The 26,659-nt window shown below is 72.3% G+C and carries 30 protein-coding genes; 17 read left to right on the forward strand and 13 right to left on the reverse strand.

What is annotated here, in order from left to right; all coding sequences use genetic code 11:
* The first annotated feature begins 13 nt into the window (after positions 1-13).
* Positions 14-1,261, forward strand: a complete 1,248-nt coding sequence (locus tag IFY26_RS12995) for a glycoside hydrolase family 1 protein (RefSeq protein ID WP_232549437.1) — start codon at positions 14-16, stop codon at positions 1,259-1,261.
* Between the two features lie 43 nt (positions 1,262-1,304).
* Here the strand turns inward: IFY26_RS12995 and IFY26_RS13000 are convergent, their stop codons facing one another.
* The 3 genes from IFY26_RS13000 to IFY26_RS13010 all read right to left on the reverse strand — a co-directional run bounded on the left by IFY26_RS13000 (position 1,305) and on the right by IFY26_RS13010 (position 3,440).
* The gene (locus IFY26_RS13000; RefSeq protein ID WP_232549438.1) at positions 1,305-2,285 is read right to left on the reverse strand and encodes a Gfo/Idh/MocA family protein; all 981 of its coding nucleotides are present in this window, start codon (positions 2,283-2,285) and stop codon (positions 1,305-1,307) included.
* A 63-nt stretch (positions 2,286-2,348) separates the two neighbouring features.
* Positions 2,349-2,981, reverse strand: a complete 633-nt coding sequence (locus IFY26_RS13005) for an alpha/beta fold hydrolase (protein ID WP_269779500.1) — start codon at positions 2,979-2,981, stop codon at positions 2,349-2,351.
* Between the two features lie 39 nt (positions 2,982-3,020).
* Complete coding sequence (locus IFY26_RS13010; RefSeq protein WP_232549439.1) at positions 3,021-3,440, reverse strand: GtrA family protein; 420 nt, start codon at positions 3,438-3,440, stop codon at positions 3,021-3,023.
* Positions 3,441-3,447: 7 nt separating this feature from the next.
* On the opposite strand from IFY26_RS13010, the gene IFY26_RS13015 reads away from it, so the two are divergent.
* The 3 genes from IFY26_RS13015 (at position 3,448) to IFY26_RS18260 (ending at position 6,912) form a co-directional block, all read left to right on the forward strand.
* Complete coding sequence (locus tag IFY26_RS13015; protein ID WP_232549440.1) at positions 3,448-4,653, forward strand: 5-(carboxyamino)imidazole ribonucleotide synthase; 1,206 nt, start codon at positions 3,448-3,450, stop codon at positions 4,651-4,653.
* Positions 4,646-5,140, forward strand: a complete 495-nt coding sequence (purE, locus tag IFY26_RS13020; protein WP_232549441.1) for a 5-(carboxyamino)imidazole ribonucleotide mutase — start codon at positions 4,646-4,648, stop codon at positions 5,138-5,140. Before IFY26_RS13015 ends, purE begins: the two co-directional genes overlap by 8 nt.
* Positions 5,141-5,235: 95 nt before the next feature.
* A complete protein-coding gene (locus tag IFY26_RS18260; protein WP_232549442.1) occupies positions 5,236-6,912 on the forward strand; it encodes an LCP family protein in 1,677 nt (558 codons plus the stop codon).
* A gap of 12 nt (positions 6,913-6,924) precedes the next feature.
* Here the strand turns inward: IFY26_RS18260 and IFY26_RS13030 are convergent, their stop codons facing one another.
* Both IFY26_RS13030 and IFY26_RS13035 read right to left on the reverse strand, forming a co-directional pair.
* Positions 6,925-7,791 (reverse strand): serine hydrolase, encoded by an 867-nt coding sequence (locus IFY26_RS13030; protein WP_232549443.1) that lies wholly within the window; start codon positions 7,789-7,791, stop codon positions 6,925-6,927.
* Between the two features lie 8 nt (positions 7,792-7,799).
* Positions 7,800-8,501 (reverse strand): TIGR03089 family protein, encoded by a 702-nt coding sequence (locus IFY26_RS13035; RefSeq protein WP_232549444.1) that lies wholly within the window; start codon positions 8,499-8,501, stop codon positions 7,800-7,802.
* Positions 8,502-8,534: 33 nt separating this feature from the next.
* On the opposite strand from IFY26_RS13035, the gene IFY26_RS13040 reads away from it, so the two are divergent.
* The 3 genes from IFY26_RS13040 (at position 8,535) to IFY26_RS13050 (ending at position 10,761) form a co-directional block, all read left to right on the forward strand.
* Positions 8,535-9,611 (forward strand): mannose-1-phosphate guanylyltransferase, encoded by a 1,077-nt coding sequence (locus tag IFY26_RS13040; RefSeq protein WP_232549445.1) that lies wholly within the window; start codon positions 8,535-8,537, stop codon positions 9,609-9,611.
* A 66-nt stretch (positions 9,612-9,677) separates the two neighbouring features.
* Entirely contained in the window at positions 9,678-10,361 is a 684-nt protein-coding gene (locus IFY26_RS13045; protein ID WP_232549446.1) for a hypothetical protein, read from the forward strand.
* 142 nt (positions 10,362-10,503) lie between these two features.
* Positions 10,504-10,761, forward strand: coding sequence for a WhiB family transcriptional regulator (locus IFY26_RS13050; RefSeq protein ID WP_232549447.1), 258 nt, complete (start codon positions 10,504-10,506; stop codon positions 10,759-10,761).
* Positions 10,762-10,911: 150 nt separating this feature from the next.
* Here the strand turns inward: IFY26_RS13050 and IFY26_RS13055 are convergent, their stop codons facing one another.
* Positions 10,912-11,364 carry a metallopeptidase family protein gene (locus IFY26_RS13055; RefSeq protein WP_232549448.1) on the reverse strand — a complete coding sequence of 151 codons (453 nt, stop codon included), beginning with the start codon at positions 11,362-11,364 and terminating at the stop codon, positions 10,912-10,914.
* Positions 11,365-11,444: 80 nt separating this feature from the next.
* Between IFY26_RS13055 and IFY26_RS13060 the strand changes: the two genes are divergently transcribed.
* Genes IFY26_RS13060 through IFY26_RS13075 form a run of 4 tightly spaced genes read left to right on the forward strand, consistent with a single transcriptional unit; the run spans position 11,445 to position 14,416 of the window.
* Positions 11,445-11,825 carry a DUF3499 domain-containing protein gene (locus tag IFY26_RS13060; protein ID WP_332836194.1) on the forward strand — a complete coding sequence of 127 codons (381 nt, stop codon included), beginning with the start codon at positions 11,445-11,447 and terminating at the stop codon, positions 11,823-11,825.
* A gap of 9 nt (positions 11,826-11,834) precedes the next feature.
* Positions 11,835-13,196: a phosphohexomutase domain-containing protein gene (locus IFY26_RS13065; protein ID WP_232549450.1), complete on the forward strand. Its 1,362-nt coding sequence runs from the start codon at positions 11,835-11,837 to the stop codon at positions 13,194-13,196.
* On the forward strand, positions 13,193-13,378 hold the full coding sequence (locus tag IFY26_RS13070) for a Trm112 family protein (protein WP_232549451.1): 186 nt from the start codon (positions 13,193-13,195) through the stop codon (positions 13,376-13,378). Before IFY26_RS13065 ends, IFY26_RS13070 begins: the two co-directional genes overlap by 4 nt.
* A 6-nt stretch (positions 13,379-13,384) precedes the next feature.
* A complete protein-coding gene (locus IFY26_RS13075) occupies positions 13,385-14,416 on the forward strand; it encodes an SIS domain-containing protein (protein WP_232549452.1) in 1,032 nt (343 codons plus the stop codon).
* A 21-nt stretch (positions 14,417-14,437) separates the two neighbouring features.
* On the opposite strand, the gene IFY26_RS13080 is transcribed toward IFY26_RS13075, so the two are convergent.
* A complete protein-coding gene (locus IFY26_RS13080; protein ID WP_232549453.1) occupies positions 14,438-15,937 on the reverse strand; it encodes an NCS1 family nucleobase:cation symporter-1 in 1,500 nt (499 codons plus the stop codon).
* A 185-nt stretch (positions 15,938-16,122) separates the two neighbouring features.
* On the opposite strand from IFY26_RS13080, the gene ahcY reads away from it, so the two are divergent.
* A complete protein-coding gene (gene ahcY / locus IFY26_RS13085) occupies positions 16,123-17,538 on the forward strand; it encodes an adenosylhomocysteinase (protein WP_232549454.1) in 1,416 nt (471 codons plus the stop codon).
* 51 nt (positions 17,539-17,589) lie between these two features.
* Here the strand turns inward: ahcY and IFY26_RS13090 are convergent, their stop codons facing one another.
* Genes IFY26_RS13090 through IFY26_RS13100 form a run of 3 tightly spaced genes read right to left on the reverse strand, consistent with a single transcriptional unit; the run spans position 17,590 to position 18,958 of the window.
* On the reverse strand, positions 17,590-18,195 hold the full coding sequence (locus IFY26_RS13090) for a hypothetical protein (RefSeq protein WP_232549455.1): 606 nt from the start codon (positions 18,193-18,195) through the stop codon (positions 17,590-17,592).
* Positions 18,192-18,671, reverse strand: coding sequence for a SixA phosphatase family protein (locus IFY26_RS13095; protein WP_232549456.1), 480 nt, complete (start codon positions 18,669-18,671; stop codon positions 18,192-18,194). Before IFY26_RS13095 ends, IFY26_RS13090 begins: the two co-directional genes overlap by 4 nt.
* A 17-nt stretch (positions 18,672-18,688) precedes the next feature.
* The gene (locus tag IFY26_RS13100; RefSeq protein ID WP_232549457.1) at positions 18,689-18,958 is read right to left on the reverse strand and encodes a DUF3039 domain-containing protein; all 270 of its coding nucleotides are present in this window, start codon (positions 18,956-18,958) and stop codon (positions 18,689-18,691) included.
* A 41-nt stretch (positions 18,959-18,999) separates the two neighbouring features.
* Here IFY26_RS13100 and IFY26_RS13105 point away from each other — a divergent pair, with 41 nt between their 5' ends.
* From IFY26_RS13105 to malQ, 3 genes are all read left to right on the forward strand, one after another.
* Positions 19,000-20,340 carry an MFS transporter gene (locus tag IFY26_RS13105; RefSeq protein WP_232549458.1) on the forward strand — a complete coding sequence of 447 codons (1,341 nt, stop codon included), beginning with the start codon at positions 19,000-19,002 and terminating at the stop codon, positions 20,338-20,340.
* Between the two features lie 71 nt (positions 20,341-20,411).
* Positions 20,412-20,900 carry a MarR family winged helix-turn-helix transcriptional regulator gene (locus IFY26_RS13110; protein ID WP_232549459.1) on the forward strand — a complete coding sequence of 163 codons (489 nt, stop codon included), beginning with the start codon at positions 20,412-20,414 and terminating at the stop codon, positions 20,898-20,900.
* A 33-nt stretch (positions 20,901-20,933) separates the two neighbouring features.
* Positions 20,934-23,078, forward strand: a complete 2,145-nt coding sequence (gene malQ / locus IFY26_RS13115; protein WP_232549460.1) for a 4-alpha-glucanotransferase — start codon at positions 20,934-20,936, stop codon at positions 23,076-23,078.
* A gap of 75 nt (positions 23,079-23,153) precedes the next feature.
* Here malQ and IFY26_RS13120 read toward each other — a convergent pair whose 3' ends face one another.
* Complete coding sequence (locus IFY26_RS13120; RefSeq protein WP_232549461.1) at positions 23,154-23,744, reverse strand: isochorismatase family protein; 591 nt, start codon at positions 23,742-23,744, stop codon at positions 23,154-23,156.
* A 1-nt stretch (position 23,745) separates the two neighbouring features.
* Positions 23,746-25,089 carry a nicotinate phosphoribosyltransferase gene (locus IFY26_RS13125; protein WP_232549462.1) on the reverse strand — a complete coding sequence of 448 codons (1,344 nt, stop codon included), beginning with the start codon at positions 25,087-25,089 and terminating at the stop codon, positions 23,746-23,748.
* A 39-nt stretch (positions 25,090-25,128) separates the two neighbouring features.
* Between IFY26_RS13125 and clpS the strand changes: the two genes are divergently transcribed.
* Both clpS and IFY26_RS13135 read left to right on the forward strand, forming a co-directional pair.
* A complete protein-coding gene (gene clpS / locus IFY26_RS13130) occupies positions 25,129-25,440 on the forward strand; it encodes an ATP-dependent Clp protease adapter ClpS (RefSeq protein ID WP_232549463.1) in 312 nt (103 codons plus the stop codon).
* On the forward strand, positions 25,437-26,000 hold the full coding sequence (locus IFY26_RS13135; protein ID WP_232549464.1) for a DUF2017 domain-containing protein: 564 nt from the start codon (positions 25,437-25,439) through the stop codon (positions 25,998-26,000). The genes clpS and IFY26_RS13135 overlap by 4 nt, the downstream gene beginning before the upstream one ends.
* A gap of 35 nt (positions 26,001-26,035) precedes the next feature.
* Here IFY26_RS13135 and IFY26_RS13140 read toward each other — a convergent pair whose 3' ends face one another.
* The gene (locus tag IFY26_RS13140) at positions 26,036-26,632 is read right to left on the reverse strand and encodes a LysE/ArgO family amino acid transporter (RefSeq protein WP_232549533.1); all 597 of its coding nucleotides are present in this window, start codon (positions 26,630-26,632) and stop codon (positions 26,036-26,038) included.
* Positions 26,633-26,659: the final 27 nt, after the last annotated feature.

Raw genomic sequence — 26,659 nt, forward strand, 5'->3', positions numbered from 1 at the left:
CGAGGAGGAAACCATGACCACCACACCTTTCCCCGCCGACTTTCTCTGGGGTGCGGCGTCCGCCGGCCACCAGGTGGAGGGCCAGAACACGAGCAGCGACGTCTGGCTGCTCGAGCACGTCGAGGGCTCGATCTTCGCCGAGAAGTCCGGCGACGCCTGCGACAGCTACCACCGCTGGCCAGACGATCTCGATCTCGTCGCCGGGTTGGGGCTGAACAGTTACCGCTTCTCCCTCGAGTGGGCCCGCATCGAGCCCGAGCCGGGGGAGTTCTCCCTCGCGGCGCTCGACCACTACCGACGCGTGCTCGAGGGCTGCCACGCCCGGGGTCTGACGCCGATCGTCACGTTCCACCACTTCGTCTCGCCGCGCTGGCTGCTCGGCGCCGGTGGCTGGGAGGCGCCGGAGACGGCCGAGCGGTTCGCCGCGTTCTGCGGCCGCGCCACCGAGCACCTGGGGGATCTCATCGGGCTCGCCTGCACCATGAACGAGCCCAACCTCCCCGACCTGCTGGCCGTGCTCGGCGTGGCGGGCGGGCCGCGGGGGGCACGGGCGCACTTCCCGATGTTCGCCCACGCCGCGGCGGCCCTGGGGGTGGACCCGAGCACCATCGCGCCCTTCCAGCTCACGTCCTCCGACGAGGCGTTCGCCGTGAAGCTCGCCGCGCACCGGGCCGGACGGGACGCCATCACGGCGGTGCGGGGCGACCTGCCGGTGGGCTGGACGCTGGCGAACACCGACTACCACGCCACCGAGGGGGCCGAGGACGTCGTCGCCGACATCCGGGCCCGCATCAACGGCCGCTACCTCGTGGAGTCCCGCGACGACGACTTCGTGGGCGTCCAGACCTACAACCGGACGCTGCTCGGCCCCGACGGCCGGCCCGCCCCCGTGCCGGAGGGAGCGCTGCTCAACTCGACCGGCGAGGAGATCTACCCGTGGGCGCTGGAGTCGGTCATCCGCGAGGCAGCCGACATCGCCGGCGTGCCCGTGTACGTCACCGAGAACGGCCTGAGCACCGACGACGACACCCAGCGCGTCGCGTTCTTCGACGAGGCGATCGGCTGCGTGGCGCGCTGCCTGGCCGACGGGATCGACGTGCGGGGCTATGTTGCCTGGACGCTGCTCGACAACTTCGAGTGGATCTTCGGCTACGGCCCGAAGTTCGGGCTCGCGGCGGTGGATCGCACCACCTTCGCCCGGACGCCGAAGCCGAGCGCCGCCCACCTCGGGGGGATCGCCCGGGCCAACGGCCTCGCCTGACGCGCCCCACGTCGGGCCCCCCTGCGGCCGGGCGGCGCCGGCGTCAGCGGCCCTCGCGCCAGGACGCCGCCGCCGCGGCCAGGTGGGCGTCCATGATCGCGCGGGCGTTGACGCTGAGCGCCGACCACCGCGGGTCCATGGCGCCGGCGGCCACGAGGTCGCAGAAGTCGGCGATCTCATGGTGCATGGTGTCGGCCGGGGAGGTCGTGGCCCCCTCCCACAGCACCCGCTCGGAGCCGGTGCGGGGGTGGAGGACGATGCGCGTCAGGTCGGCGGGGTCGTCGAAGGTCAGCGAGGCGTCCTCGCCGGTGATGACGCTCGGGCCGAGACCGCGCGCGATCTTCGACCAGGCGAGGTCGACCACCAGCGAGCCGTGGTCGAGGTACAGGCTGCCGCCCGCCTCGAAGCCGTTGTCGAGGAAGACGCTGGCCCCGCCCAGGTTGCGCGGGGCGCCGAACAGGTCGAGGGCGGGCTGCAGACAGTAGATGCCGATGTCGGCCAGCGCCGAGTTGCCCAGGCCGGGGTCGAAGGCGTTGAGCACCTCCCCGGCGCGGAAGGCGTCGTAGCGGGAGGAGTACTGGAGCTTCTCCAGCCGCGCGTACCGCAGCTCGCCCAGCTCGCCCAGGACATCGCGGATCAATCCGTGGGTCGGGGCGTGCACGTTGCGGACGGCCTCGAGCGCCACCACGCCGGCGGCCTCGGCGGCCTCAAGGATCTCGACGACCTCACCGGCATTCGTGCCCATCGTCTTCTCGACCAGGACGTGGCGGCCGGCGGCGATGGCGGCGAGGGCCTGCTCGCGGTGGGCCCCGATCGGGCTGGCGACATAGACCGCGTCCACGGCGTCGAACAGGGCGTCGAGGGTGTCGACGGCCACCCCCAGCCCGTGGCGTGCGGCGAACTCCTCGGCCCGGGCGCGCCCCCGGGAGTGGACGGCGACCGGCTCGGCCCGGCCCCCGGTGGCCCGGCAGGCGCGGACGAAGGCGTCGGAGATGACGTTGGTGCCGATGATGCCGAACCGCATGGGTTTCTCCTTGGGTGGGGGCGGCGGGGTGATCGCCGCAGGTCTGGGTGGCCCCAGGACGCCTCAGGCGTCGAGGAAGCCGAACACGGTGGCGTTGAACGCCGCGGGCGCCTCGGTGTGCGGGCTCTGCCGGGCGCCGGGGACGATCTCGAGGGTGGCGTCGGGAATCGCGGCGGCGAGCTTGGCCGCCGCGGGGTGGCCGGCGTCGTCCTGGGCGCCGACGACGACCAGGGTGCGCGCAGTGACGTCGCCGAGCCGGTCGGTGGGGTCGACGCCCTCGAGGGCGTCCAGCGCCGCGCGGAGCCGCTCCTTGTCGATGCCGAGCCGCGCCAGACGCTTGGCGGGGGTGAGCCGCAGCGCCAGCCGCTGCGCGCGCAGATCGCTCTTCGGGGGCGCCAGCTGGGCCGCGCTGAGCACGAGTTGGGCGACCGTCTCGGGGGCGCGCACGGCGATGTCGAGCGCCACCATGCCGCCGACGCCCGAGCCGATCAGCGTCAGCTGCTCGACCCCGTGCGTGTTCAGCAGGGAGAGCACGTCATCGCCGGCGGCGCTCACGCCGAAGGCGTCGTCGCGCCCGGGCCGCAGGCCGCGCAGCCACGGCGCGACGGCCTTGGCGCCGGGAGGCAGGGCGACGACCTGGTCCTGCCAGACCTGCGGGGTCTCGCCCACGCCGTGGAGGAACACGATGAGGCTCATAGGGTCGACCCTAGTCGGGCCCGCCGGGGCGGGGCGGGTTCAGCTGCGGAAGATGAGCGTGCGCTGGATGACGAAGTTGATGGTCGTCGCCAACCCCTGCGCGATGACGAACCCCACCACCTGGGCCGCGGCCGTGCCGAGCGCCATCTCCAGGGGCGGGTAGATGAGGGCGAACGTGCCGACCTGGACGGCGAAGGTGGTGCCGTACAGCACGGCGACCGCGGCGAACTTCAGGCGCGAGCCGGCGGCTCCGAAGGTCCAGCGGCTGTTGAGCGCGTAGGCCGTCATCGTGCCGAACACCCAGCTGACGGCCTTGGCCGGGGTGTGCGCCCAGCCGGCCAGGTTCATCCCGGCCACGAGCAACCCGTAGTCGACGACCGCCGCCACCACCCCGACGAGCACGAAGCGGGTGAGCTGCGTCGCCAGGGGCACCGGGGCGCGGCGGTCGGTCTGGGTCACACCAGCCATGCTCCCACTAGACTGCCGCCTCGTGGCGGACCTGAGAATCGGTGTCATCGGCGGCGGCCAGCTCGCGCGCATGATGCAGGAGGCGGCCCTGCCGCTCGGCCTGCAGCTGCGCCTCTTGGCCGAGGGCCCCCAGACCTCCGCGGCGCTGGCCGTGCCCCACGCCGCGGTGGGCGACTTCGCCGACGCCGACGCGGTGACCGCCTTCGCGCGCGACGTGGACGTCCTCACCTTCGACCACGAGCACGTGCCCACGGGCCTGCTGCACGCGTTGCAGGACGCCGGCGTGGCCGTCCGGCCCGGCCCGGACGCCCTCGTGCACGCCCAGGACAAGGCGGTGATGCGCCGGGCCATGGCCGAGCTGGACGCCCCCAACCCGCGGTGGCGCGTGGTGGCGGACGCCGACGCGCTGGTCGCGTTCGGCGAGGAGACGGGCTGGCCGGTCATCGCCAAGACCTCGCGCGGCGGGTATGACGGCAAGGGCGTGTGGCGCATCGACGGGCCGGACGCCGCCGCGACGCCGTTCGCCGCGCTCGCCGGCCCGCAGGGCCCCACCGAGGCCCAGCGCGAGGCCGACGCCGGCGTCGTCATCCTCGCCGAGGAGTTCATCGACTTCGCCCGCGAGCTCAGCGTGCTGGTGGCGCGCCGGCCCGGTGGCGAGGCCGTGGTCTACCCGGTGAGCGAGACGGTGCAGCGCGACGGAATCTGCCACGAGACGACCACCCCCGCGCCCGGCCTGCCCCCGCAGCGGGCCGCCGAGCTCCAGCGGCTGGCGCTGCGCATCGCCGAGGCGCTCGGCGTCGTGGGCATCCTCGCCGTCGAGCTCATGGAGCGTCGCGACGGCACCGTGGTGGTCAACGAATTGGCCATGCGCCCGCACAACACCGGCCACTGGAGCATCGAGGGCGCGGTGACCTCCCAGTTCGAGAACCACCTGCGCGCCGTTGCCGACCTGCCGCTGGGTTCCCCGGCCCCCGTGGCGCCGGTGGTCGTCATGAGCAACGTGCTCGGCGGCACGAACGACGACCTCCTCGGCACGTTGCCGGCCGTGCTCGCCGACCCGGGCACCCGCGTCCACCTCTACGGCAAGGCGGTCAAACCGGGCCGCAAGGTGGGCCACGTCACGGTCTGCGGCGACGACGTCGCCACCACCCGGGACGCCGCACGCGCGGCGTCCGCCCTGCTGGAAGGAGCATCGGATGGCTGAACAACCCCGCGTGGGCATCGTCATGGGCTCGGACTCGGACTGGCCCACCATGGAGGCGGCGGCGCTCGCCCTTGATGAATTCGGGGTGGCGTACGAGGCCGACGTGGTCTCGGCCCACCGGATGCCGGAGGAGATGGTGCGTTACGGCCGCGAGGCCCACGGCCGCGGGCTGGGCGTCCTCATCGCCGGGGCCGGGGGAGCGGCCCATCTGCCCGGCATGCTGGCGGCCCTGACGCCGCTGCCGGTGATCGGCGTCCCCGTGCCGCTGAAGCACCTGGACGGCCTCGACTCGCTGCTCTCGATCGTCCAGATGCCGGCGGGGGTGCCCGTCGCCACCGTCGCCGTCGGCAATGCGCGCAACGCCGGACTGCTCGCCGTGCGCATGCTGGGGCTCGCCGAATCCGACCTGGTGGAGCAGATGGTGGCGTTCCAGGACGACCTGCGGGCCGCGGCCGCCGCGAAAGGTGAGCGCATCCGCAACCGCTGACCCGGCCCGGGGACACGCCGCCTTCCCTCCGGGGTGACGGTGGCGAGGGAGGAAATACTGGGGCCAAGCTCCCCCCCTTCCCCGAGGAGATGCACGTGTCGACCGTCCACCCCAGCGCCCTCGCCGAGCCGGACCTCGCGCCCGGCGACCCGGCTCGGGCCGACGGAGTCTCCTCACCCGACGACGCGGAACGGGAGCAGACCCCCCAGGAGCGCAGCGAACGGCTGGCGTTCCGCCGCGGCGTGTCGCTGCTGGTGTTGACCCTGCTGGTGCCGGGCTCGGCCCAGGTGATCGCGGGCGGCAAGGGGCTGGGGCGGTTCGCGATGCGGCTGTGGCTGGGAGTGCTCGGCGTCCTCGGATTGTTCGCCCTGCTGTTCGCACTCCACCGCAACGCCGCGATCGCCGTCTACGCCCACCCCTTCACGCAGTGGCTCGGCTCCAGCGTCGTGCTGGTGCTCGGCATCGGCTGGGCGCTGCTGCTCCTGGACGCCTGGCGGCTCTCCCGGCCGGGCCTCATGGGCCGGCCCCGCACGTACTGGATGGCCGCCCTCGCCGGGGTGCTGGCGCTCGGCCTGGCGGCCGGGGCCACGCAGGTCTCGGCGCTCGGGCGCTCGCAGGCCACCCTGTTCGGCAGCGTGTTCGCCGGCGGCGGGTTCACCGCGCCGACCGACGGGCGCATCAACGTGCTGCTCATCGGGGCCGACGCTGAGCCCGACCGCCCCGGCATCCGCACCGACACCATGATGGTGGCCTCGGTCAGCGCCACCACCGGGCGCACCGTGCTGTTCAGCCTGCCCCGCAACCTGCAGTGGGCGCCCTTCCCGGCGGACTCGCCGTTGCGCGAGCTGTACCCGAAGGGCTACTGGTGTGAGGACCAGTCGTGCCTGCTGAATGCCGTCTACAACCTCGCCGAGCAACACCCCGACCTCTACCCGGGGGCGGAGCGCCCGGGCCTGGTGGCGCTCCGCGAGGTCGTCTCCGAGATTCTGGGGCTGCGCATCAACTACCACGCCATGATCGACATGACGGGTTTCGAGCAGCTCATCGACGCCATGGGCGGGGTGACGCTCGACATCGCCAAGGCGGTGCCCATCGGAGGGGGCAGCGCGCCGGTGGAGGGCTACATCCAACCCGGTGAGAACGTGCGGCTCGGCGGGTTCGAGGCGCTGTGGTTCGCCCGCAGCCGGCACGGGGCGTCCGACTACGAACGCATGGCCCGGCAGAAGTGCATCGTCAATGCGGTGGCCAAGCAGGCGACACCGACGACGCTCATCACGCGCTTCAACGAGCTGGCCGCGGCGGGGGCGTCCGTGCTGACCACCGACGTGCCCACATCGGAGATCGGCCGCCTCGTCGAGCTCGCGGACGCCGGGCGGCGCCTCCCCATCGCCTCGGTGAGCTTCGCCCCTCCCCTGATCGAGCCCGTGAAGCCCGACTTCGCCGTCATCACGGACACGGTCGACGAGCAGATCCGGGCCTCCGTCGCGGCCGACGAGGACGCCGCGCGCGCCGCGGCCCAGGCGGCGGCGGCCGAGCAGGCGGGCGACGAGCAGGCCGACACCGCCCAGGCCGGCGCGGCGCCGGCCCAGGCCGCACCGGCGGAAGGTGCTCCGGCCCAGGCCGCTCCGACGGAGGCGGCACCCCAGGGCGAGCCGGCTGCGGCCACGGAACCGACGGAGGTGGTGGTCGCGGACGCGGGTCCCTCGGGCACGGGCGGGTTCAGCGAGGAGCGGCAGACCGACGACCTCACCGCGATCTGCAGCGTCGACTGAACCGGGGCGGCCTCAGGTGAGGGTGCCCTCACCCATGATCGCGAACAGATGGGCGCCGACGGCGTCCACGAGCGTGCGACCCTCGTCGAAGGTGGGCATGCGGCACATGATGGCGGCGGTGTAGTCGCGCCCTTCGCCGACGACGTGGCCGATTGAGTTGACCGCCCAGAGCTGGTCGAGGGACTGGAACTGCACCCAGCCGTTCTTCATCTGCACGTGGACGTGGCTGCCGCGGTCGTGGCCCACGCCCCAGGTCTGCTCGGCATTGGTCTTGCTCATCAGGTCGAGCAGGTACATCCGGTCCTCGGTGGCCACCGCGGGCGTCCCGTCGACGAGAGCGTCGACGAGGGCGCGCTGGTCGTCGGGGGTCGTGTTGGTCCAGGACCAGAACTCGCTGCGGTCGTCGCCGTGGGTGTCGGGCAGGCCGAGCTCGGCGGCCAGCTCGGTGTAGGGCTGCTTGCCGCCGACCCATGCCCACAGCGCGTCCGCGGCGTCGTTGTCGGAGTTGATGATCGCCTGGGAGGCCAGGCCGTACTGCTCGAAGGTCAGCTGCTCACCGGCGGCCCGCGCCCGGCGCAGCGCCAGGAGCACGATCATGACCTTGGCGATCGAGGCGCTCTGGGTGGCGTAGTCGCCGCGGTAGGCGTAGGTCGCGCCGCTGCGCAGGTCGCGCACCGACAGACCGAGCAGGTCGGTGTTGGCCGAGGCAGTCGTCATCATCGCTTCGAGCTGTTCGCGGACGGTGCCGCCGGCGTCCGGCACGGGTGTCGGCAGCACGAGCTGTGTGGCGGGGTTGGCACACCCGCCCAGGCCCAGCCCGGCCAACCCCGCGCCCGCCAGGCCGAGCAGGAGGGTGCGGCGGGTGAGGGGTGGGGTCATGGCGTCCATCATGGCAGCAGCCGTGCGTGCTCCGAGGCCGCCACGCGCCCGGCATCCACCTCCGGGTCGTCCACCAGCACCACCGAACCGCCGCCGAGCACCGCGCCGGCGAGGAGGGTCAGCGCGGTCGCGGCGTCCGGTGCGGCGGCGCAGACGCGTTCGGTGACGGACGCGAGCGCAGCGACGTCGGCGTGGGTGCGGACGCCGGCGTGGTCGAACCAGGCCGGGGCGTCGGGGTCGGTGGGCACGCCGGGGAAGAAGTCGGGCTGGGCGAGGGCCTCCCCGGCGAAGTCGGCCACCCCGGCGGGCAGATCGCCCAGGGGGCGTCCCCACGGGTCGAGCGAGCAGGCGTAGGTCACGTCGCCGACGGGCGCGGGCTCGCGCGGCCCGATGACGGCCAGATCGGCACCGGCGGCGTCCGCGCGGGACGCGACGCGGACGCTCAGGCCCGCCCGCCAGCAGGCGAACGGCCACACCCAGGCCATCCAGTGGGCGGGGGCCTCACCCAGGACGGGCAGGGCGACATCGGCGTCCGGCTCGAGATCCAGCTCACCCAGCAGGTTCGCTGTCTTGTCGACCCAGTTCGCGAAGCTGGCGACGGAGAGTTCGGTCCGCGCGCCCCCGGGGCCGTAGTGGGTGAGCAGGACGGCGCCGCCGTCGCGGGCCGCACGGTGGTGCAACTGGCTGCTGACGGGCGTTGCGTGGGGCACGGCGCCAGCTTAGGCGCCGGTAGCATGACCGCCATGCGTTACGTCGTGATCATGGCGGGCGGGTCCGGCACACGCCTGTGGCCCCTCTCGCGGCAGGGGACCCCGAAGCAGCTGCTGCCGCTCATCGGGGGGCGGAGTCTGCTCCGGCTGGCCTATGAGCGGGCCGTTGAGCTGGTCCCCGCCGAGCGGGTGCTCGTGGTCACCGGCGCAGCCCACCTCGACGCCGTGCGGGCCGACCTGCCGGAGGTGGCGGAGGCCAACCTGCTCGGCGAGCCCGTCGGACGCGACTCCCTCAACGCGATGGCGTGGCCCGCGGCCGTGCTCGCCCGGCGCGACCCCGACGCGGTGATCGCACAGCTGACCGCCGATCAGCTGATCGAGCCGCTCGACGCATTCGTCACGGCAGTCGATGCGGCGTTCCGGCTGGCCGAGGCCAAGCCGGACGCCCTCGTCACGCTGGGTGTGGTGCCCACCTCGGCCCACACGGGGTACGGCTACCTGCAGCGGGGCGACGCGGTGGCGGGGTTCGCGGGGGCCTGCGTCGTGCGCGAGTTCCGCGAGAAGCCGGACGCGCAGACCGCGGCCGCCTATGTCGCGTCCGGTGACTTCTGGTGGAACGCCGGCATGTTCGTCTTCCGGGCCGCCACCTTCCTGGAGCAGGTGCGGCTGCTGGAGCCCGCGGTGCACGCCGGCGTCCTCGGCCTGGCCGAGGCGCCGGAGAGGCTGGGTGAGGTCTTCGGGACCTTGAAGAGGATCTCGGTCGACTACGCCGTGTTCGAGCCGGTGAGTCGCGGGCAGGGCTCGGCGCGGGTGCTGGCCGTCCCGTTGCCGATCTCGTGGAAGGACGTGGGCGGCTATGCGAGCCTCGCCGAGGTGCTCGAGCACGACGACGACGGCAACACGGTCGATGGACGGGGGCTGGCCGTCGACACCACGGACAGCCTCGTGATGAACACCGACGAGGGACACGTCGTGGCCGTCCTCGGCGTGACCGGTCTGGTCGTGGTGCACACGCCCGACGCCACGTTGGTGACCACGCTGGAGCACGCCGAGCAGGTCAAGGGTCTGGTGGCGCGCGTCGCCGAGACCGCTGGGCCCGAATTCGTCTGATCGATCGCGGGAGCGAACTGACCCGAGCGGTGCCGGCGCGGCCGGTCACCGGGGATGGAGTGTGTGGTGGTTGACAACCTGAGGCGTCTGCGGGAGCCGGCAGCGTGGGTCGTCCTCGCGGTGACCGCGGCCAGCATCGTGCTGGCACTGGTGCGGTTCGGCGTGGCGGTGAGCCTGGGGGAGCCGTTCACCCCAGCGGCGCAGACCGTGGCGCTCGACGCGATGAACCTGACCCTCGTGGTGGTGGTCGTGGGGCTCGCCTGGGCCTGCGTGTTCGTGGCGCCCCCCACCCCTCGTGCCCGGCGGGTCGTGCTGCTCAGCGCGGTGATCGTCACGCTCGGCACCCTGCTGACCCTGGCGGGGGCCGTGGCGGCGGTCGTCAGCGCCGTCGGCGGGGCGCTGGGGGTGGTGCTCGAACTGGTCGGGGGACTGCTGGACATCATCCTCAAGGGCGTCGGCGCCGTGACCCTGTGGCTGGTGCACCGCGGCCTGCGCGGGGGGCGTATCGGAGTTGCCGCCGTGGAGCCCGCGCCCGCCGTGGCCGCCGTCGAGGTGGCCCCGGAGCCGCCCCGAGCGCCGACCACGTGGACGCCGGACGCGGCGGCCGGCAGCGTGTGGACCTCGGCCTCGGACGCTGCCGCCGGCGCCCCCGCCAGTGGCTTCGGCCGGCAGGGTGACCAGGCCGGCTGGCACCCGGTGGCGCGTCCCGACGACCCGCACGACACGGATTCTCCACCGAACCGGCTCTGACTGCACGCTCCGTCCGCTCGGGCCGGCGACACGCCGGCGTTGTGGATACTGAAATCCACCCGGGCTTGACGAACGGCTAATGACACGGGTGTAATTCAGGTGTCAAGCATGAAGGCGGCGCGTCGAGGAGGTACACCGGACCATGCGCGAACTGATGATCGTGGTGCCGGAGGACGAAGGAGTCCTCGGCTGGCAGGAGCGGGCGCTGTGCGCCCAGACCGACCCGGAGGCGTTCTTCCCCGAGAAGGGTGGCTCCACGCGCGAGGCGAAGAAGGTGTGCCAGACGTGTGAGGTGCGCGCCGACTGCCTCGAATACGCTCTCGAGCACGACGAGCGGTTCGGCATCTGGGGTGGCCTCTCCGAGCGCGAGCGGCGCCAGCTCAAGCGGCGGGCGGTCTGAGCCGCTGGGGTGGGACCGCACCAACGGATCCACGCCCCCATTGGTGAATTGAGTCCTCGGGGCAGGGAGGCGACGGGGGCAGCGGTTTGAGAGGCGCCGGTGTACGAGAAGTGCCGGTGATCGAGGGCTGCCGGCGGTCACCGGGTGGCGTCAGTCGTCCCAGTCGTCCTCGGAGCCCCGGTGCCCCAGCGGATCGATCTCGTCCACCGCGATGCCGGTGGCCTCGCTGAGCTGCTCGACGATCGTGCGGAAAACCAAGATGCGCAGCCCGCGGCGCGTCCGGGCCCGCCGTTCGAGCGGGCGTCGGTAGACCACCACGGTGCCGTTGGTGTTCGGTGTGGCGGACACGGCGGCGGCCAGCGGGACGCGGTTCGGCGCCCAGGCGGGGATCACGCCCGGCACGTCCTCGACGCCGATGTCGATGCCGGCCAGGGCGCGGGGGCAGTGGTCGGAGATCTGGGTCAGCGCGTCGTGCACGCACATCGTGAAGTACTCGGCCTTGTTCTGCCGCCCACGCAGGGGGGCGGGCGCGCCGGTGTAGGGGTTGGGGAGCGCGAGGCGTCCGCGCAGGCCGCGCTGGTGCCGGTCACGTGCAGAACCCATGGCCGAACTGTAGACGCTCGCGCAGCGACACCCCGCCCCAATACCCCGGGGGCGGCACGTCGACGGGTAGCGTGCAGCGGGTGAAGCCGCGCCAGTGCTCCCGGACGGGCTGTCAGCGACGCTCGGTGGCCACGTTGACCTACGTCTACGCCGATTCGGTGGCCGTCATCGGCCCGTTGGCGCTGCGCGCCGAGCCGGGCACCTACGACCTGTGCGAGCAGCACGGCGCCACGGTCTCGACGCCGCGCGGCTGGGAGCTCATCCGCCTGCCCCTGGATGACGCGGACCCGGGCCCGCACCACGATGACCTGCTCGCGCTGGCCGACGCCGTGCGCGAGGTGGGCTTCACCTGGGACGCCCCCGCCACGGCCCCCGCGGCACCGGCGGGTCCCCAGCCGGCCCTGACGCGACGCAAGGGGCACCTCGGCGTCGTGGCGGATCCGGGTGACGCGGCCCGGTAGGCTGGGGCGGTGATCGACAGCGTCATCTTCAAGGCCAACGACATTCGGGGCGTCATCGGGGTCGACGGAGCGGAGTGGGATCTCGAGGGTGCCCGTCAGATCGGTGCCGCCTACGTGCACGTCTTCGACCTCGCGGGGCAGACCTTCGTGATGGGCCGCGACATGCGCGTCACCGGCCCGGAGGTGTCTGCGGCCTTCGCCGACGGGGCGTTGGCGCAGGGCGCGAACGTCATCGACGTGGGGCTGGCCAGCACCGATGCCCTCTGGTACGCCTCCGGCACCCTCGGGCTGCACGGGGTGCAGTTCACCGCCTCCCACAATCCGGCCAGCTACAACGGTGTGAAGTTCTGCCTCCCGGGGGCGGCCCCGGTGACCACCGACGACCTGCTCCGGCTGCGCGAGCGGGCGATGGGCGCTCCGATCCCCGACGCCGACAGCCGCGGCACGCTGACGCGGCAGGACATCCTCACCGGCTACAGCGAACACCTGCACTCGTTGGTGGACCTGACGGGCCTGCGGCCGCTCAAGGTCGTCGTGGACGCCGGCAACGGCATGGCGGGCCTGACCACGCCGGCGGTCCTGGGCCCGCTGGGCCTGGAGCTCGTGCCGCTCTTCCTCGATCTCGACGGCACGTTCCCGAACCACATGCCCAACCCGCTGATCGAGGAGAACCTCGTGGACGCCCAGGCCGCCGTCCGTGCGCATGGCGCGGACCTGGCGCTGGTGTTCGACGGTGACGCCGACCGCTGCTTCGTCATCGACGAGCACGGTGAGGTCGTCAGCCCCTCCGTCATCACCGCGCTGATCGCCGCGCAGGAGTTGCGTCGCGAACCGGGCGGCACCATCGTCATCAACACGATCACCTCGCGGGCGGTGGGGGAGGTCGTGGGTCGTCTGGGCGGTGAGTTGGTCATCAGCCACGTCGGCCACACGTCGGTGAAGGCGCACATGGCCGCCCACGACGCCGTGTTCGGTGGCGAGCACTCCGCCCACTACTACTTCCGGGACTTCTGGGGCGCGGACACGGGCATGCTCGCCGCGCTGCACATCCTGGCCATGCTCGGCCGGTCGGACGCCACCATGTCCGAGCTCGCGGGGCAGTTCGCCGGTTACGTCGGCTCGGGCGAGATCAACTCCGTCGTCGCGTCGGTGCCGCCGGTGCTGGCGCGCGTGGTTGCGGCGTTCGAGGGACGCGGCAGCATCGACACCGGCGACGGCGTCACGGTGGCCGGCGACGACTGGTGGGTGAACGTGCGGCCGTCCAACACCGAACCGCTGTTGCGCCTGAACGTGGAGGCGCGCGACGCGGCGCACATGGCGGCGCTGCGCGACGAAGCACTGGCCATCATCCGAGAAGGGAACCCCCAATGAGCGATCTCGTCCCCGGCGTCCTCGAACTGCTGGTCTGCCCCGCCTGCCGCGCGCAGCTCACGTGGGCCTACGAGGCGTCCGAGCTGGTGTGCACCGGCGCGGACTGCGGCCTGGCCTACCCGGTGCGTGGCGGCATCCCGATCCTCGTCATCGACGAGGCGCGGGCCCCGCACGGGAACTGACCCCCCGTGCCCGAGTTCGACGACGGCCGGCTCGACGACGCCGACGTCCTCGCAGCGGCGGACGGGCTGCTGCGGCCCCTCGCCGAGGCGGGCGCCCGCGTCCGCCGCGAGGCGTCCCTGGCCGCGGACGCCCTGGCCGGGCTGACCGACGAGTCGCGTCCCCGCGCGGTGATCGCCATCGGCCCCGAGGCCCGGTTGCTCCGCGCCTTGCTGGAGCCGGTGTGCCCCGTGCCGTTCCTGGCCTGGCCGAGCCTGGGCCTGCCCGGCTGGGTCGGTCCCCTCGACCTCGTGGTGGTGCTCGGTGGCACCGGTCAGCACGCCGGCTCGGCCGTCGCCGAGGCCCTGCGACGCGGCAGCCGGCTGCTCGTGGTGGCGCCGGAGGGCTCCACCCTGGCGCGCCAATCCGCGTCCCGGGCGGCGACGCTGCTCCCCGTGTCTGCCTCGTCGGACCCGTTCCCCGTCGCGCTCACCGCGCTGGCCGCGCTGCACGCCTTCGGGCTCGGGCCGGCCGTCTCGGCCGAGGGCGTCGCCGACGCCTTCGACGCGGTTGCGCGCGCCTGCGGCCACGGCCGCGACCTTGCCGAAAACCCGGCCAAGCGGCTCGCTTTGGAGCTGGCGGACGCCGAGCCCTTCATCTGGGGCGGCTCGGTGCTGGCGGCCCGGGCCTCGCGCCGCATCGCCGAGGCGGTGCGCACGGCGTCCGGCCGGGTGGCCCTGGCGGCGGACGCGGGGGAGCTGCTTCCGCTGCTGGCGGCGACGCCGCCGCGGGATCCGTTCGCCGACCCGTTCGCCGATCCCGCCGACGCCGGAGCACCGCTGCGCCCGACCCTTGTCGTGGTCGACGACGACCTGGGCGATGCCGAAACCGCCGAGCAGCGCGCCGCGCTGGAGCAGAACGCCGAGGCGGTCGACGTCCGCGTCTCCCGGGTGGAACAGGTCAGCGGCGAGCCGTTGGAGCGCTACGCCACCGTCCTCGCCACGGGCCTGTTCGCTGCCGCCTACCTGCAGATCGGCCTCGCGCGCGACGAGCGACGGTGACGCCACCCCGCCCCGCGGAGGTCAGGACGCCGGAACCGCCGGAGCCACCGAGGTGACGGTCCGCATGAGCACGACGTAGACGGCCGCGCCGATGGCGGCCCCGATGACCCAGGCGAAGCCGCTGAGGAAGGCGAGCGCCGGCAGCCACACCGTGGCCACCGAGAACACCGCGGCGATCGCGATGGTCGCGATGGCGCGGGCGTTCCAGCCTTTCTCGTAGTGATAGCGCCCCGCCGGATCCATCGAGTACAGGTCGGAGACGTCGAGGTGACGCCTGCGCACGATGTAGTAGTCGGCCACGAGCACCCCGTAGAGCGGGGCGAGGATCGCGCCGAGGGTGTCGACGAACATCGGCAGCCCGATCTGGCTGATGGTGGCGACCCACAGGGCGCCGACGACGAAACCGATCGCGGCCGTCAGGTAGCCGCCGGCCTGGAAGCTGATGCGCTGCGGCGCGAGGTTCGACAGGTCGTAGGCGGGCGGGATGAAGTTGGCGACGAGGTTGATGCCCACCGTGGCGATGACGAAAGTGACGGCGGCGACGACGGTGAGCGCGACGTTGCCGACGAGCCCGACGATGTCGGCGGGGTTGGTGAGCGGCTCACCCTGGCCGCCCTGGAGCACGATGAACGACCCTGCGGTGATGAACAGGCTGAGGAACGTGAAGAACGTGAGGCTGACCGGGAGGCCGAGGAAGTTGCCCCGACGCATGGTGGCCTGGCTGCGGGAGAACCGGGCGAAGTCGCCGAAGTTGATGACCACCGCCGAGAAGTACGCGATCATCGTGCCGATGACCCCGACGAAGGCCGAGACCGCGGCCCAGCCCTGCACCTGGTTGTTGTTGAAGATCTGGCCGACCGCGGGCAGCAGCCGGTCGCCGGCCTGGATCCAGATCATCACCAGCAGCGCCACCATCACGACGTAGACGGCCGGCCCGGCGACGTTGAGGAACCGCTCGATCCAGGTGATGCCCCGGACGAACAAGACGATCTGCAGCGCTGCCACCGCGACGTAGGACACCCAGTCGACCCAGGTCATGCCCAAGAACGTCGCGGTCGCCGGGCTACCCAGGATGGCGTTCAGGGCGAGTGAAACCGCGGTGGAGGCAAAGTAGGTCTGCGCGCCGTACCAGAAGATGGCCACGACGCCGCGGATCAGGGCGGGGAACTGGGCCCCGCGCACTCCCATGCTGGCGCGGGCCATGACGGCGTAGGGAATGCCGTACTTCACGCTGGGCTGGCCCGTGAGGTTGACCAGCCAGTTCACGAACAGCCCGGCGAGGATGATCGCGGTGAACACCCACCACCCGTTGATGCCGGCGGTGATGAACAGGCTCGCCGCCAGCGTGTAGCCGGCCAGACTCTGCACGTCGTTGGTCCACACGTTGAAGATCTCGAACGATCCCCAGCGCCGCTGCTCGCGCGGGAGCGGCAGGAGGTCGTCGTTGGTCAGGGCCGGGTGTCCTGACACGGTGAGGGTCGTGTCGAACTCCGGTGTGACAGCCGCGTCGGTCACGGTCATCTCAGTGCCTCTCAGTGATCAGATGGGCACCGGGGGCCCGGGCCGTGACTGACGTTAGGGACGCCGGCCCCACCCCCCGTGTCGGCGGCGTAACGTCGTCGTTAAGGTGGCATATATCCGCTCTGGCGCGGGCCGGGACGCCTCCGCTGCCAAGCGACCTTCGAGGGCCGGTAGGCTGGCGCGTCGTGGACTACAAGGTGGCTGACCTGAGCCTGGCCGCGTTCGGCCGGACCGAGATCTCCCTCGCCGAGCACGAGATGCCCGGCCTCATGGCGATGCGGGAGCGCTACGCGGCGTCACAGCCTCTGGCCGGCGCGCGCATCGCCGGCAGCCTGCACATGACGATCCAGACGGCCGTGCTCATCGAGACCCTCGTGGCCCTGGGCGCGCAGGTGCGGTGGGCGTCGTGCAACATCTTCTCCACCCAGGACCACGCGGCAGCCGCCATCGTGGTGGGCCCCGACGGGACGCCCGAGGCGCCGGCCGGCGTCCCGGTGTTCGCGTGGAAGGGGGAGACGCTCGAGGAGTACTGGTGGTGCACCGAGCAGATTCTCAGCTGGCCCGACGGCCACCCGAACATGATCCTGGACGACGGCGGCGACGCCACCTTGTTCGTCCATTCCGGCGTGGAGTTCACCAAGGCCGGCGCGGTGCCGGAGCCCGCGGCGTCCGATTCGGCGGAGTACCGGGTGATCCTGGAGACGCTGCGGGCGTCCGGGCTGGACTTCGTCGGGCTGGCCGAGAGCATCCAGGGCGTCACCGAGGAGACGACGACCGGTGTCCACCGCCTCTACGAGATGGCCGGGGCGCAGACGTTGCTGTTCCCGGCGATCAACGTCAACGACGCCGTCACCAAGAGCAAGTTCGACAACCGTTACGGCTGCCGCCACAGCCTCATCGACGGCATCAACCGCGCCACCGACGTGCTGATCGGCGGCAAGGTCGCCGTGGTGTGCGGCTACGGCGACGTGGGCAAGGGCTGCGCCGAGTCGCTGTCGGGCCAGGGGGCGCGCGTGATCGTCACCGAGATCGACCCGATCTGCGCCCTGCAGGCGGCGATGGACGGTTACCAGGTAGCGACGCTGGACGACGTGATCGGCACCGCCGACATCGTGGTCACCGCCACGGGGTGCAAGGACGTCGTGACGGCGGCCCACATGGCCGCGATGAAGCATAACGCGATCGTGGGCAACATCGGCCACTTCGACAACGAGATCGACATGGCCGGCCTCGAGGCCACCCCGGGCATCGAGCGGCGCCCGGTGAAACCGCAGGTGGACCAGTGGGTGTTCGCCGACGGGCACGCGATCCTGGTGCTCAGCGAGGGACGCCTGCTCAACCTCGGCAACGCCACGGGCCACCCGAGCTTTGTGATGAGCAACAGCTTCACCAACCAGGTGCTCGCCCAGATCGAGCTCTTCACGCGCCCCCAGGAGTACCCCACGGGCGTGTACGTGCTGCCCACGCACCTGGACGAGGAGGTCGCCCGGTTGCACCTGCCGGCCCTCGGCGTGCATTTGACCACGCTCACCGAGGCGCAGGCCGACTACCTCGGGGTGCCGGTCTCCGGCCCGTACAAGAGCGAGATGTACCGCTACTGACCGGCGCCCCGGCGTCGCCGCCGGCACCGTGACGGGGCTGGCACGTTTCCCTCAGAGGTCCAGGACGTACGCGGTGCCCTCGCGGTGGAAGCCCATCATCTCGAGGTAGGTGCGGTGCACCGTCGTGTGCGCGTGGGCGACGAGGCGTTCGTAGCCGTCCTCGGTGAACGTGGACCGCCCGGCGCCGAACAGCCAGGCCGCGACGCGGGAGTCGCGGAAGGCGGGCGTCACGTAGTCGAGCTTCACGAGCAACTCGTTGCCGACGGGTTCGGCCATGAAGACTCCGGCAGGCAGGCCGTCGCGCGTCAGCAGGCGCACGAAGGAGTCCCGCGGGGAGGGGTGGTAGTCCGGCTGGCTGTTCGTGATCTCGATGGCGTTGGCGTCGAGGAAGTCGCGCAGGAACGGCTCGTCGTGCGCCACGGGCACCGCCGCCATCTGCGTCGCCGGCGTCAGTTCCCGCCGGAGGTACCACACGTTGATGACGGCGATGGCGGCGTTCGACACGATGACCGGGATGGCCCCGATGGCCACGCCGTAGATGACGAACACGATCGAGCCGATCAACGACACCGTCCGCAACCGCACCACCGAGCGCATCGCCAGTGACGCGACGATGAGGGCCGAGGCGAGGTACCCGACGATGTCGATGCCCGTCATCCCCGGGGCACCTCGAACGCGACCAGGTCGGCGGTGCCGGGGGCGAGGGCCTCCCACGCGGCGTCGTGGGTGAGGACGGCGACGCCGCAGGTGGGGAACTTCGTCGCGATGCGCGCACGCACGGGGGAGGCGTCCTCACCGGCCAGCGTGAGCACGAGGTCGCTGGCGGTCGGCTCGTGCCCGATCAGCAGCACCTTGTGGGCGGACGCCGGGAGTTCGTTGAGCACCGCGATCACCTGGGGCGTCCAGGCGTGGTACAGGTCGTCGGTCACCCGCACGTCGTCGGCGTGGACGCCCGCCATGGCCAGGCAGTCCCAGGTCTGGGACGTCCGGGCGGCCGGGGAGAGGAGCACCACGTCGAACCGCGTGCCCGCCAGCCGCTGACCCGCGACGACGGCATCCCGGGTGCCACGCCCTGAGAGGGGCCGGTCGAGGTCGGTGTCGTTGGTCTTCCACGACGACTTGGCGTGCCGCATCACCACGAGGCTGCGGGTCACTGGTCCCCCCCGCCACCCTCACCGGGGTTGAGCGTCGCCCAGATCTCCTTGCACTCGGGGCAGACGGGGAACTTGTCGGGATTGCGGCTCGGCACCCACACCTTGCCGCAGAGCGCGACGACGGGGGTGCCCATCACCATGGCCTCGGTGAGTCGGTTCTTGGGCACGAAGTGACTGAAGCGTTCGTGGTCACCCTCGTCGAGACGGACATCGGTGCGCTCCTCGACGATCGTCTGCGACCCGGGAGCCGGCGTGAGCTGAGTCATGCGTTTCATCCTAGACACATGCGCGTGGTGGAATGCCCCTCGTGCCTGCGAACCGACTGATGACGGCCGGCCTGCTCCTCTGTGTGCTGGCCGTGGCCTTCGAGACCCAGGCCGTGTTGACCGCCATGCCGGCGGCGGCCGACGATCTGGGGGACCTCCAGCTCTACGCGTGGGCGTTCACTGCGGTGATGATCCCGCAGATCGTCGCGATCGCGGTGGCGGGGCGCTGGTGCGACACCCGGGGCCCGCTGCCGGCGTTCTCGACCGGGCTCGTGCTGTTCGCCGTGGGCATCGTCATCGCCGCGCTGGCACCGACGATGGCCGTCCTGCTGGTGGGCCGGGTCGTCCAGGGGCTGGGGGCGGGCGGCATCAACCTCTCCCTCATGGTGGTGACCGGCCGGGCCTACGCGCCGGCCGACCGCGCGCGGGTCATGACGTGGTTCTCGGCGTGCTGGATGCTGCCGTCGTTCCTCGGCCCGGTCGTCGCGGCCTGGCTCAGCGAAAATCTGTCGTGGCACTGGGTGTTCTGGTCGGTGCTGCCGTTCCTCGCGCTCGGCGCGGCGTTCCTGCTGCCGGGGCTGGTCCGGCTGCCGCACCACGGTGAAACGGGGGACGGCGACCACGTGCCCGTCCACGCCGCGCTGGGCGTCGCGGTGGGCATCGCGCTGATCCAGGTGGCCGGCCAGCGTCTGGAACCGCTGTCGGTGCTCTGGGCGCTGCTCGGCTTCGTTGCGCTCGGTGTGTGGGCGCGGCGACTGATGCCCCGGGGTTTCAGCCTGACCGGTGCCGGCCTGAGCAGCACCGTGCTGGCCCGCCTCGTGACCGCCGGCTCGTTCATGGGCATGCAGGCGTTCCTGCCCCTGATGCTCGTGCAGCGCGGCGCGTCGCTGCTGATGGCCGGAGCGGCCATCACCGTCGCCTCGGTCGGCTGGATGGCCGGCTCCTGGCTGCAGTCGCGGCCGTGGCTGCTCCTGTCGCGCGACCGGATCATCGTGCTGGGTGCCGTCTGCGTGGCTGCCGGGCTGGCCGTGGTGACCCTCGGTGCCGGTGGGGCGGCCGGCGGCGCGTGGCTGCCGGTGACCGGCTTCACCGTGGCGGGCCTCGGCATGGGGCTGGCCACCGCGTCCACCTCGTTGGTGGTCATGCAGCTCTCCCCGGTGGTTGAACTCGGGCGCAACACGAGCTCCCTGCAGGTGGGCGAGATGGTGGGCAACGCGCTGCTCGCCGGCGCGGCGGGCACCCTGTTCGCCGCGCTGGGCCCGCGCGGGAGCACGGAGTTGACGTTCGGCAGCATTGCCGGCCTGCTCACGGCCACGGCGCTGCTGGCCGTGCTCATCGCCAGCCGCATCGGCCATGTGCAGAACCACTCCGCGCGGGCGTAGGGCCGCGTCGTTGCACGCGGCGTCCTCGCACTAGACTCCGGGCCGACGGCTGGGTGAAGAGGAGGACGTGGGTGGACGAGGTCGATCGCATCGTCGCCGCCTGGGCCCGTGAGGCCCCCGAGCTCGACGTCACGCCCATGCAGGTCCTCTCCCGGGTCACGCGCCTGGCGCGTCACCTCGATCTGGCGCGGCGGGACGCGTTCGCCGTCCACGCCCTCGACGTGTGGGAGTTCGACGTCCTCGCCGCGCTGCGGCGCGAGGGCCCGCCCTATGAGTTGTCGCCCGGGCAGCTCATCGCCCAGACCCTGTCGACCTCGGGCACGATGACGAACCGGATCGATCGGCTGGCCGGCCGGGAGCTGGTGGAGCGCCGCCCGGACCCGAGCGACCGGCGCGGCGTCCGCGTCCGGCTGTTGCCCGCCGGCCAGGCGGTGGTGGACGCGGCCCTGGCCGATCTGCTGGCGCGCGAACGGGCCATCCTGGACGCCCTCGCCCCGGCGGAGCGGGACGCGGTGGCCGCCCTGTTGAGACGCCTCGTGCAACCCTTCGAGACCGAATAGGCCGGCACCGGCAACCCCGGTAGGCTGCCGCGCATGCCGCTCTCCAACCCGACGCTCGGCGCGCTCGCCGAGGCGTTCAGCATCGCCTGTGAGTTCTGGGACTGGAAGGGGCGGCACACCGAGGTCGACGACGCCACCGTGATCGGCATCCTGGCCGGCATGGGCGTCGATGCGGGCAGCGACGAGGCGGCTGCCGCGGCGCTGCGCGAGCACGGCCTGCGGCACTGGCGGCGGGCGCTGCCGCCCTGCACGGTGGTGCAGCAGGGGCGTCAGGAACGCATTGCGGTGCACGTGCCGGCCGGCCATCCGGCCGACGTGGTCGTCCGCCTGGAGGAGGGCGGCTCCGTCACGCTGTCGCAGGCGGACAACGAGGTGCCGGACGCCGAGGTGGACGGGCGGCTGACGGGTGAGGCGACCTTCGTCGTCCCCGAGAACCTGCCGCTGGGGTACCACCGGCTGCACCTCACCACCACCGACTGGACGGCCGAGGCGTCGCTGGTGGTCACCCCCGCGTTCCTGGGGTTCCCCGCGTCGATGGGCGAGCGTCGCGTGTGGGGGTACGCCACGCAGCTGTACAGCGTGCGGTCGGCGAACTCGTGGGGCATGGGCGACCTGTCGGATCTGGCCGACCTCGCGACCTGGTCGGGCACCCAGCACTTCGCCGGCTACGTGCTGGTCAATCCGCTGCACGCGGCCGAGCCGATGCCGCCGCTGGAGCCGTCGCCGTACCTGCCGAGCAGCCGGCGCTACGTGAACCCGTTGTACCTGCGCCCCGAGGCGATCGCCGAGTATGCGGGGTTGGCCGAGCACAAGCGGGAGCGGATCCGGCAGCTGCGGCTCGGGCTGGAGCGGACGCTGGCGGGCTCCGACCACATCCAGCGGGACCCGATCTGGGAGGCCAAGATCGAGGCGCTGCGCGTGGTCTACGACGAGGGGCTCTCCGAGGTGCGGCACATGGCCAAGGAGCACTTCGTGCGTGCGGAGGGGCGTCCGCTGGCCCAGTTCGCGACGTGGTGCGCGCTGGTGAACACGTTCGGCATGAACTGGCGCGACTGGCCCGTCGAGTATCGGCGGCCCAGCTCGCCGCAGGTGGCGGCCTTCGCTGCCGAGCACGCCCGCGAGATCGACTTCTACGTGTGGCTGCAGTGGCAGGCCGACAACCAGCTGCGCAGCGCCCAGTCGGCGGCGCGCGGGGCGGGCATGCGGGTCGGCGTCATGAACGACCTGGCGGTGGGGGTGTCGAAGGAGTCCGCGGAGGCGTGGATCCTGGGCGAAGCCTTCGCGCAGGGCGTCAGCGTCGGCGCGCCGCCCGACCACTACAACCAGCTGGGGCAGGACTGGGATCAGGCGCCCTGGCGTCCGGACCGGTTGGAGGAGCTGAGCTACCAGCCGTTCCGCGCCATGGTGGCGGGCATCCTGCGGCACTCCGGGGGGGTGCGGGTCGACCACATCATGGGGTTGTTCCGGCTGTGGTGGATTCCCGACGGCCTGCCGCCGACCCGGGGTGCGTACGTGCGCTACGACCACGAGGCCATGGTCGGCATCCTGTGCCTGGAGGCGCACCGCGCCGGCGCGCTGGTGGTGGGTGAGGATCTGGGCACGGTCGAGCCATGGGTGCGCGACTACCTGCGCGGACGCGGCATCCTCGGCACCTCGGTGGCGTGGTTCGAGGCCGGGGCGGACGGACGCCCCCTGCCGCCGGAGGACTACCGCGAGTACTGCATGGCGTCGGTGACGACGCACGACATGCCGCCCACCGCCGGGTACCTGGCGTGCGACCACATCCGGCTGCAGCACTCGCTCGGCATGCTCACGGAGGGGCTGGACGAGGAGCTCGCCGCGGCCGACCAGCAGTTCGCCACGTGGCGCGAGGTGCTCACCGAGCGCGGCCTGCTGGCGGCGGGGGAGACCGACGTGGCCGAGCAGATGCTTGCGATGCACCGGTTCATCGTGGACACGCCGGCCCGCGTCCTGTGCGCGGCGCTCACCGACGCCGTGGGTGACCGGCTCACCCAGAACCAGCCCGGCACGGTGGACGAGTACCCCAACTGGCGCGTGCCGCTGTCCGGGCCGGACGGGTTGCCGCTGACGCTGGAGGACGTCTTCACCTCCGAGCGGGCGGCCCGGTTGGCCGCCGTGATGAACGACTTCCGGATCCAGGCCATCGGGCGGCGCTGACCGGCCGGTGCGGGCTCGTGCGCTCACACTCCGGTTCGGGGCTCAAACGCCGTCTCCGGAACCGGAGTTTGAGACTCAAGCGAGCGTGTCGGCAGCGTTCGTGGGGGCGCCGGGGGTGACCCAGATGCCGGCGTCGGCCCAGGCCTCGACCAGCGCGGGAACCGCGGCCGGGGTGACCGCGGCGGTGAGCCCCAGCAGCACGGTGGTGTCGAAGCCGGCGGCCAGGGCGTCGGTGGCCGTGGCCCGGACGCAGTGGTCGGTGGCGATACCGCAAACGTCGACGCTCGCCACGGCGTGGGAGCGCAGGAAGTCGGCCAGCCCAACGCCGAGCGCGTGGTCGCGGCCCTCGAAGCCCGAATAGGCGGCGGCGTACTCGCCCTTGTCGAAGATGCCGGCGAAGCCCGGTGCGCCCAGGTTGGGGTGGAAGTCGGCCCCCGGCGTTCCGGCCACGCAGTGCGGCGGCCAGGAGTCCACGTGGTCGGGCTGGTCGGAGAAGTGGGCACCGGGATCGATGTGGTGGTCCCGCGTCGCCACCACGACGTCGTAGCCGTGGTCACCGGCGAGCAGGTCGGCGATCGCGGTCGCGGTCGCCGCCCCACCCGCCACGGCGAGGGAGCCGCCCTCGCAGAAGTCGTTCTGGACGTCGACGACGATGAGCGCGCGCACGTCAGGCCTCCGGTGCGTAGGGGTTGAAGGTGGCCTCGCCCTCGGCGTCGAGCATCACCGTGACGATGGCGGGGTAACCGCGGCTCATCTTGAACGCCGAGCTGGGCAGCTCCCCCCGGGAGCGGTGGTGCCGCTCGCGGGCGGCGTCCAGGGGCTCGCGCCCGACGATCTCACCTTGGCGCACGAGTTCGACGAGCAGCGGCCGGTCGTTGTGGTCACCCTCGGGCGGGGCGCCGATGCCCACGACCTCCGCCTCGGCGATCCCGTGCTCGTTCAGCCGGCGCAGGGCGAACTTCCGACCCCCCACCGAGCCCTTGTTGGTCGACTTCTTGGCCACCGGTTCGAGCGGTGCGTCCGGATCCTGCGACGCCGCGCGCGACACGAGCTTGTAGACGAACCCGCAGGCGGGGTGGCCCGAGCCGGTGACGAGCTGCGTCCCCACGCCGTAGCCGTTCACGGGCGCGGCCCGCAGGGCGGCGATCTGGAACTCGTCGAGGTCGGAGGTCACGATGATGCGGGTGTTCACCGCGCCCAGGGAGTCCAGCAGCTTGCGGACGTCGACCGCCTGGGTCAGCAGGTCACCGGAGTCGAGCCGCACGGCGCCGAGCCGGCCGTTGGTGAGTTCGACGCCCCGGGTGACGGCCTCGGTCACGTCGTAGGTGTCGACCAGCAGGGTGGTGTCGGCCCCGAGCGCGGCGATCTGGGCGCGGAAGGCGTCCTCCTCGGTGTCGTGCAGCAGGGTGAAGCTGTGCGCGGCCGTCCCCGCGGTGGGGACGCCGAAGCGTCGGCCGGCCGCCAGGTTCGAGGTGGACGCGAACCCCGCCACATAGGCGGCCCGGGCGGCGACGACGGCCGACCACTCGTTGGTGCGGCGTGAGCCCATCTCGATGCAGGGCCGCTCGCCCGCCATGGCGGTCATGCGCGAGGCGGCCGAGGCGACGGCGGAGTCGTAGTTGTAGATGCTCAGCAGCAGCGTCTCGAGGATGCAGGCCTCGGCGAAGGTGCCCTCGACGCTGAGGATCGGCGAGCCCGGGAAGTACAGCTCGCCGTCGGGATACCCCCAGATGTCGCCGGAGAACCGGTAGGACGCGAGCCACGCGGCGAGGTCGTCGTCCACCACGCCGGTCTCGAGCAGGAACGAGACGTCCTCGTCACCGAAACGGAAGTTCTCGAGGGCGTCCAGCACCCGTCCGGTGCCCGCCACGACGCCGTAGCGGCGCCCCTCGGGCAGGCGGCGCGGGAACAGTTCGAACACCGACCGCCTGAACGCCGTGCCAGAACCCATGGCGGCCCGCACCATCGTGAGCTCGTAGTGGTCGGTCAGCAGCGCCGTGGACGCATTCATGGCGGTCAGCCTAGCGAGAGGGCATGACAGAATGGGGGCATGTCGAGTCCCGAGGTTCCTGTGACGCCGGCGGGCGGCACCGCCGTGGCCGAGCGTCCGGCGGAGGTCACCGCCGACCTCACCGGCTGGAACACCCTCGTGTGGGACGACCCGATCAACCTGATGAGCTACGTCACCCACGTGTTCGTCACCTACTTCAAGTTCAGCCATGCCAAGGCCACGCGGCTGATGATGCAGGTGCACACCGAGGGCCGGTCGGTGGTGGCGACGGGCACGCGGGAGGAGATGGAGACCCACGTCAACGCCCTCCACGCCTACGGGCTGTGGGCGACCGTGGAGCGGTCGGAGTGATCGGCTTCCGGCGCGAGGGCGACGCGCTGGTCGCCGAGTTCGAGGAGGTCGAGGTCGCCCTCGTCTCCTCGCTGGTCGCGCAGGTGGACGAGTTGCTGGGCGGCGGCCAGGTGGGGGTGGCGCCCGGCCCCAGCGAGGATCCCTTCGACGCGTGGGCGGGCGAGTTCGGTGACGGGGTCGCGCTGGACGACGCCGACCCGGTCATCGCCCGGCTGTTCCCCGACCCGTACCCCGACGATCCGGTCGCCTCCGCGGAGCACAAGCGGTACACGCGCGACGCGCTGCGCCGGGGGCGCGTCGACGACGCCCAGCACGTGCTGTCCGACCTCGACGCCACCCAGGGGGGCGAGCACCCGCTGGTGGTGGACCTCGCGCATGCCGAGGCGTGGATCAAGACGTTGAACGGGGTGCGGTTGAGTCTGGCGGTGCGCCTGGGCATCGAGTCCGACGCCGACCACCGGGGTCTGGAGCGCATGTCGCCGCGCGACCCGCGCTACCAGGTGGTCGCGATCTACGACTGGCTGGCGGTCGTCCTGGAATCCCTGCTCGAGTCGCTCTGAGACGACCGCGGGTGCCCCGCACGTGAGGGCACCCCTCAGTGAGCCAGGGCGAGCCGGAGGGCGAGCACCAGCACCACGACCCCGATCACGGTGTCGACCACGCGCCAGGCGCGTGGGGACGCGGCCAGGGGGGCCAGCGCGCGGGCGCCGGTGCCGAGGCCGACGAACCAGATGACCGACGCCGCCATGGCCCCGAGGGAGAAGGACCAGGCGTGCTCGGCCTGGTGGGCCAATGTGCCCAGCAGGGCGACCGTGTCCAGGTAGACCCCGGGGTTCAGCAACGTGATCGTCAGCGTGGTGGCCAGCACGGCGGACGCCCCGCGCGCGCCGTCACCGGCGTGCAGCCCCTCGGCGGCCCAGGCCGAGCGGAACGACTGGCAGGCGAACCAGACCAGGTAGGCGGCCCCGCCCCAGCGCAGGACGTCGGTCAACCACGGCAGCGCGGTCACCAGCGCGCCGATGCCCAGGTTGCCGGCGAGGATCAGCAGGCAGTCCGCCACGGCACACACCGCGATGACCAGCCCGACATGCTGACGGGCCAACCCCTGGCGCAGGACGAAGGCGTTCTGCGGGCCGACGGCGACGATGAGGGACCAACTGGCGAGGGCGCCCGAGACGGCGCTGGAGAACATCACGTCGTCGACGTTAGGGCCCGCACG

Origin of the sequence: Propioniciclava soli, from assembly GCF_014858005.1 — a bacterium.
In the GTDB taxonomy this organism is placed as follows: domain Bacteria; phylum Actinomycetota; class Actinomycetes; order Propionibacteriales; family Propionibacteriaceae; genus Propioniciclava; species Propioniciclava soli.

Bases quoted from the DNA above. Each gene is read 5' to 3' on its own strand.
- IFY26_RS12995 (WP_232549437.1), top strand. From the start codon at position 14: ATGACCACCACACCTTTCCCCGCCGACTTTCTCTGGGGTGCGGCGTCC.
- IFY26_RS13040 (WP_232549445.1), top strand. From the start codon at position 8,535: ATGCGTTACGTCGTGATCATGGCGGGCGGGTCCGGCACACGCCTGTGG.
- clpS (WP_232549463.1), top strand. From the start codon at position 25,129: ATGTCGAGTCCCGAGGTTCCTGTGACGCCGGCGGGCGGCACCGCCGTG.
- IFY26_RS13055 (WP_232549448.1), bottom strand. From the start codon at position 11,364: ATGGGTTCTGCACGTGACCGGCACCAGCGCGGCCTGCGCGGACGCCTC.
- IFY26_RS13070 (WP_232549451.1), top strand. From the start codon at position 13,193: ATGAGCGATCTCGTCCCCGGCGTCCTCGAACTGCTGGTCTGCCCCGCC.
- IFY26_RS13030 (WP_232549443.1), bottom strand. From the start codon at position 7,791: ATGACCCCACCCCTCACCCGCCGCACCCTCCTGCTCGGCCTGGCGGGC.
- IFY26_RS13005 (WP_269779500.1), bottom strand. From the start codon at position 2,981: ATGAGCCTCATCGTGTTCCTCCACGGCGTGGGCGAGACCCCGCAGGTC.
- IFY26_RS13140 (WP_232549533.1), bottom strand. From the start codon at position 26,632: ATGTTCTCCAGCGCCGTCTCGGGCGCCCTCGCCAGTTGGTCCCTCATC.
- IFY26_RS13015 (WP_232549440.1), top strand. From the start codon at position 3,448: ATGCTCCCACTAGACTGCCGCCTCGTGGCGGACCTGAGAATCGGTGTC.
- malQ (WP_232549460.1), top strand. From the start codon at position 20,934: ATGCCGCTCTCCAACCCGACGCTCGGCGCGCTCGCCGAGGCGTTCAGC.
- IFY26_RS13100 (WP_232549457.1), bottom strand. From the start codon at position 18,958: ATGACTCAGCTCACGCCGGCTCCCGGGTCGCAGACGATCGTCGAGGAG.
- IFY26_RS13095 (WP_232549456.1), bottom strand. From the start codon at position 18,671: ATGCGGCACGCCAAGTCGTCGTGGAAGACCAACGACACCGACCTCGAC.
- IFY26_RS13080 (WP_232549453.1), bottom strand. From the start codon at position 15,937: ATGACCGTGACCGACGCGGCTGTCACACCGGAGTTCGACACGACCCTC.
- IFY26_RS13050 (WP_232549447.1), top strand. From the start codon at position 10,504: ATGCGCGAACTGATGATCGTGGTGCCGGAGGACGAAGGAGTCCTCGGC.
- IFY26_RS13000 (WP_232549438.1), bottom strand. From the start codon at position 2,285: ATGCGGTTCGGCATCATCGGCACCAACGTCATCTCCGACGCCTTCGTC.
- IFY26_RS13090 (WP_232549455.1), bottom strand. From the start codon at position 18,195: ATGACGGGCATCGACATCGTCGGGTACCTCGCCTCGGCCCTCATCGTC.
- purE (WP_232549441.1), top strand. From the start codon at position 4,646: ATGGCTGAACAACCCCGCGTGGGCATCGTCATGGGCTCGGACTCGGAC.
- IFY26_RS13125 (WP_232549462.1), bottom strand. From the start codon at position 25,089: ATGAATGCGTCCACGGCGCTGCTGACCGACCACTACGAGCTCACGATG.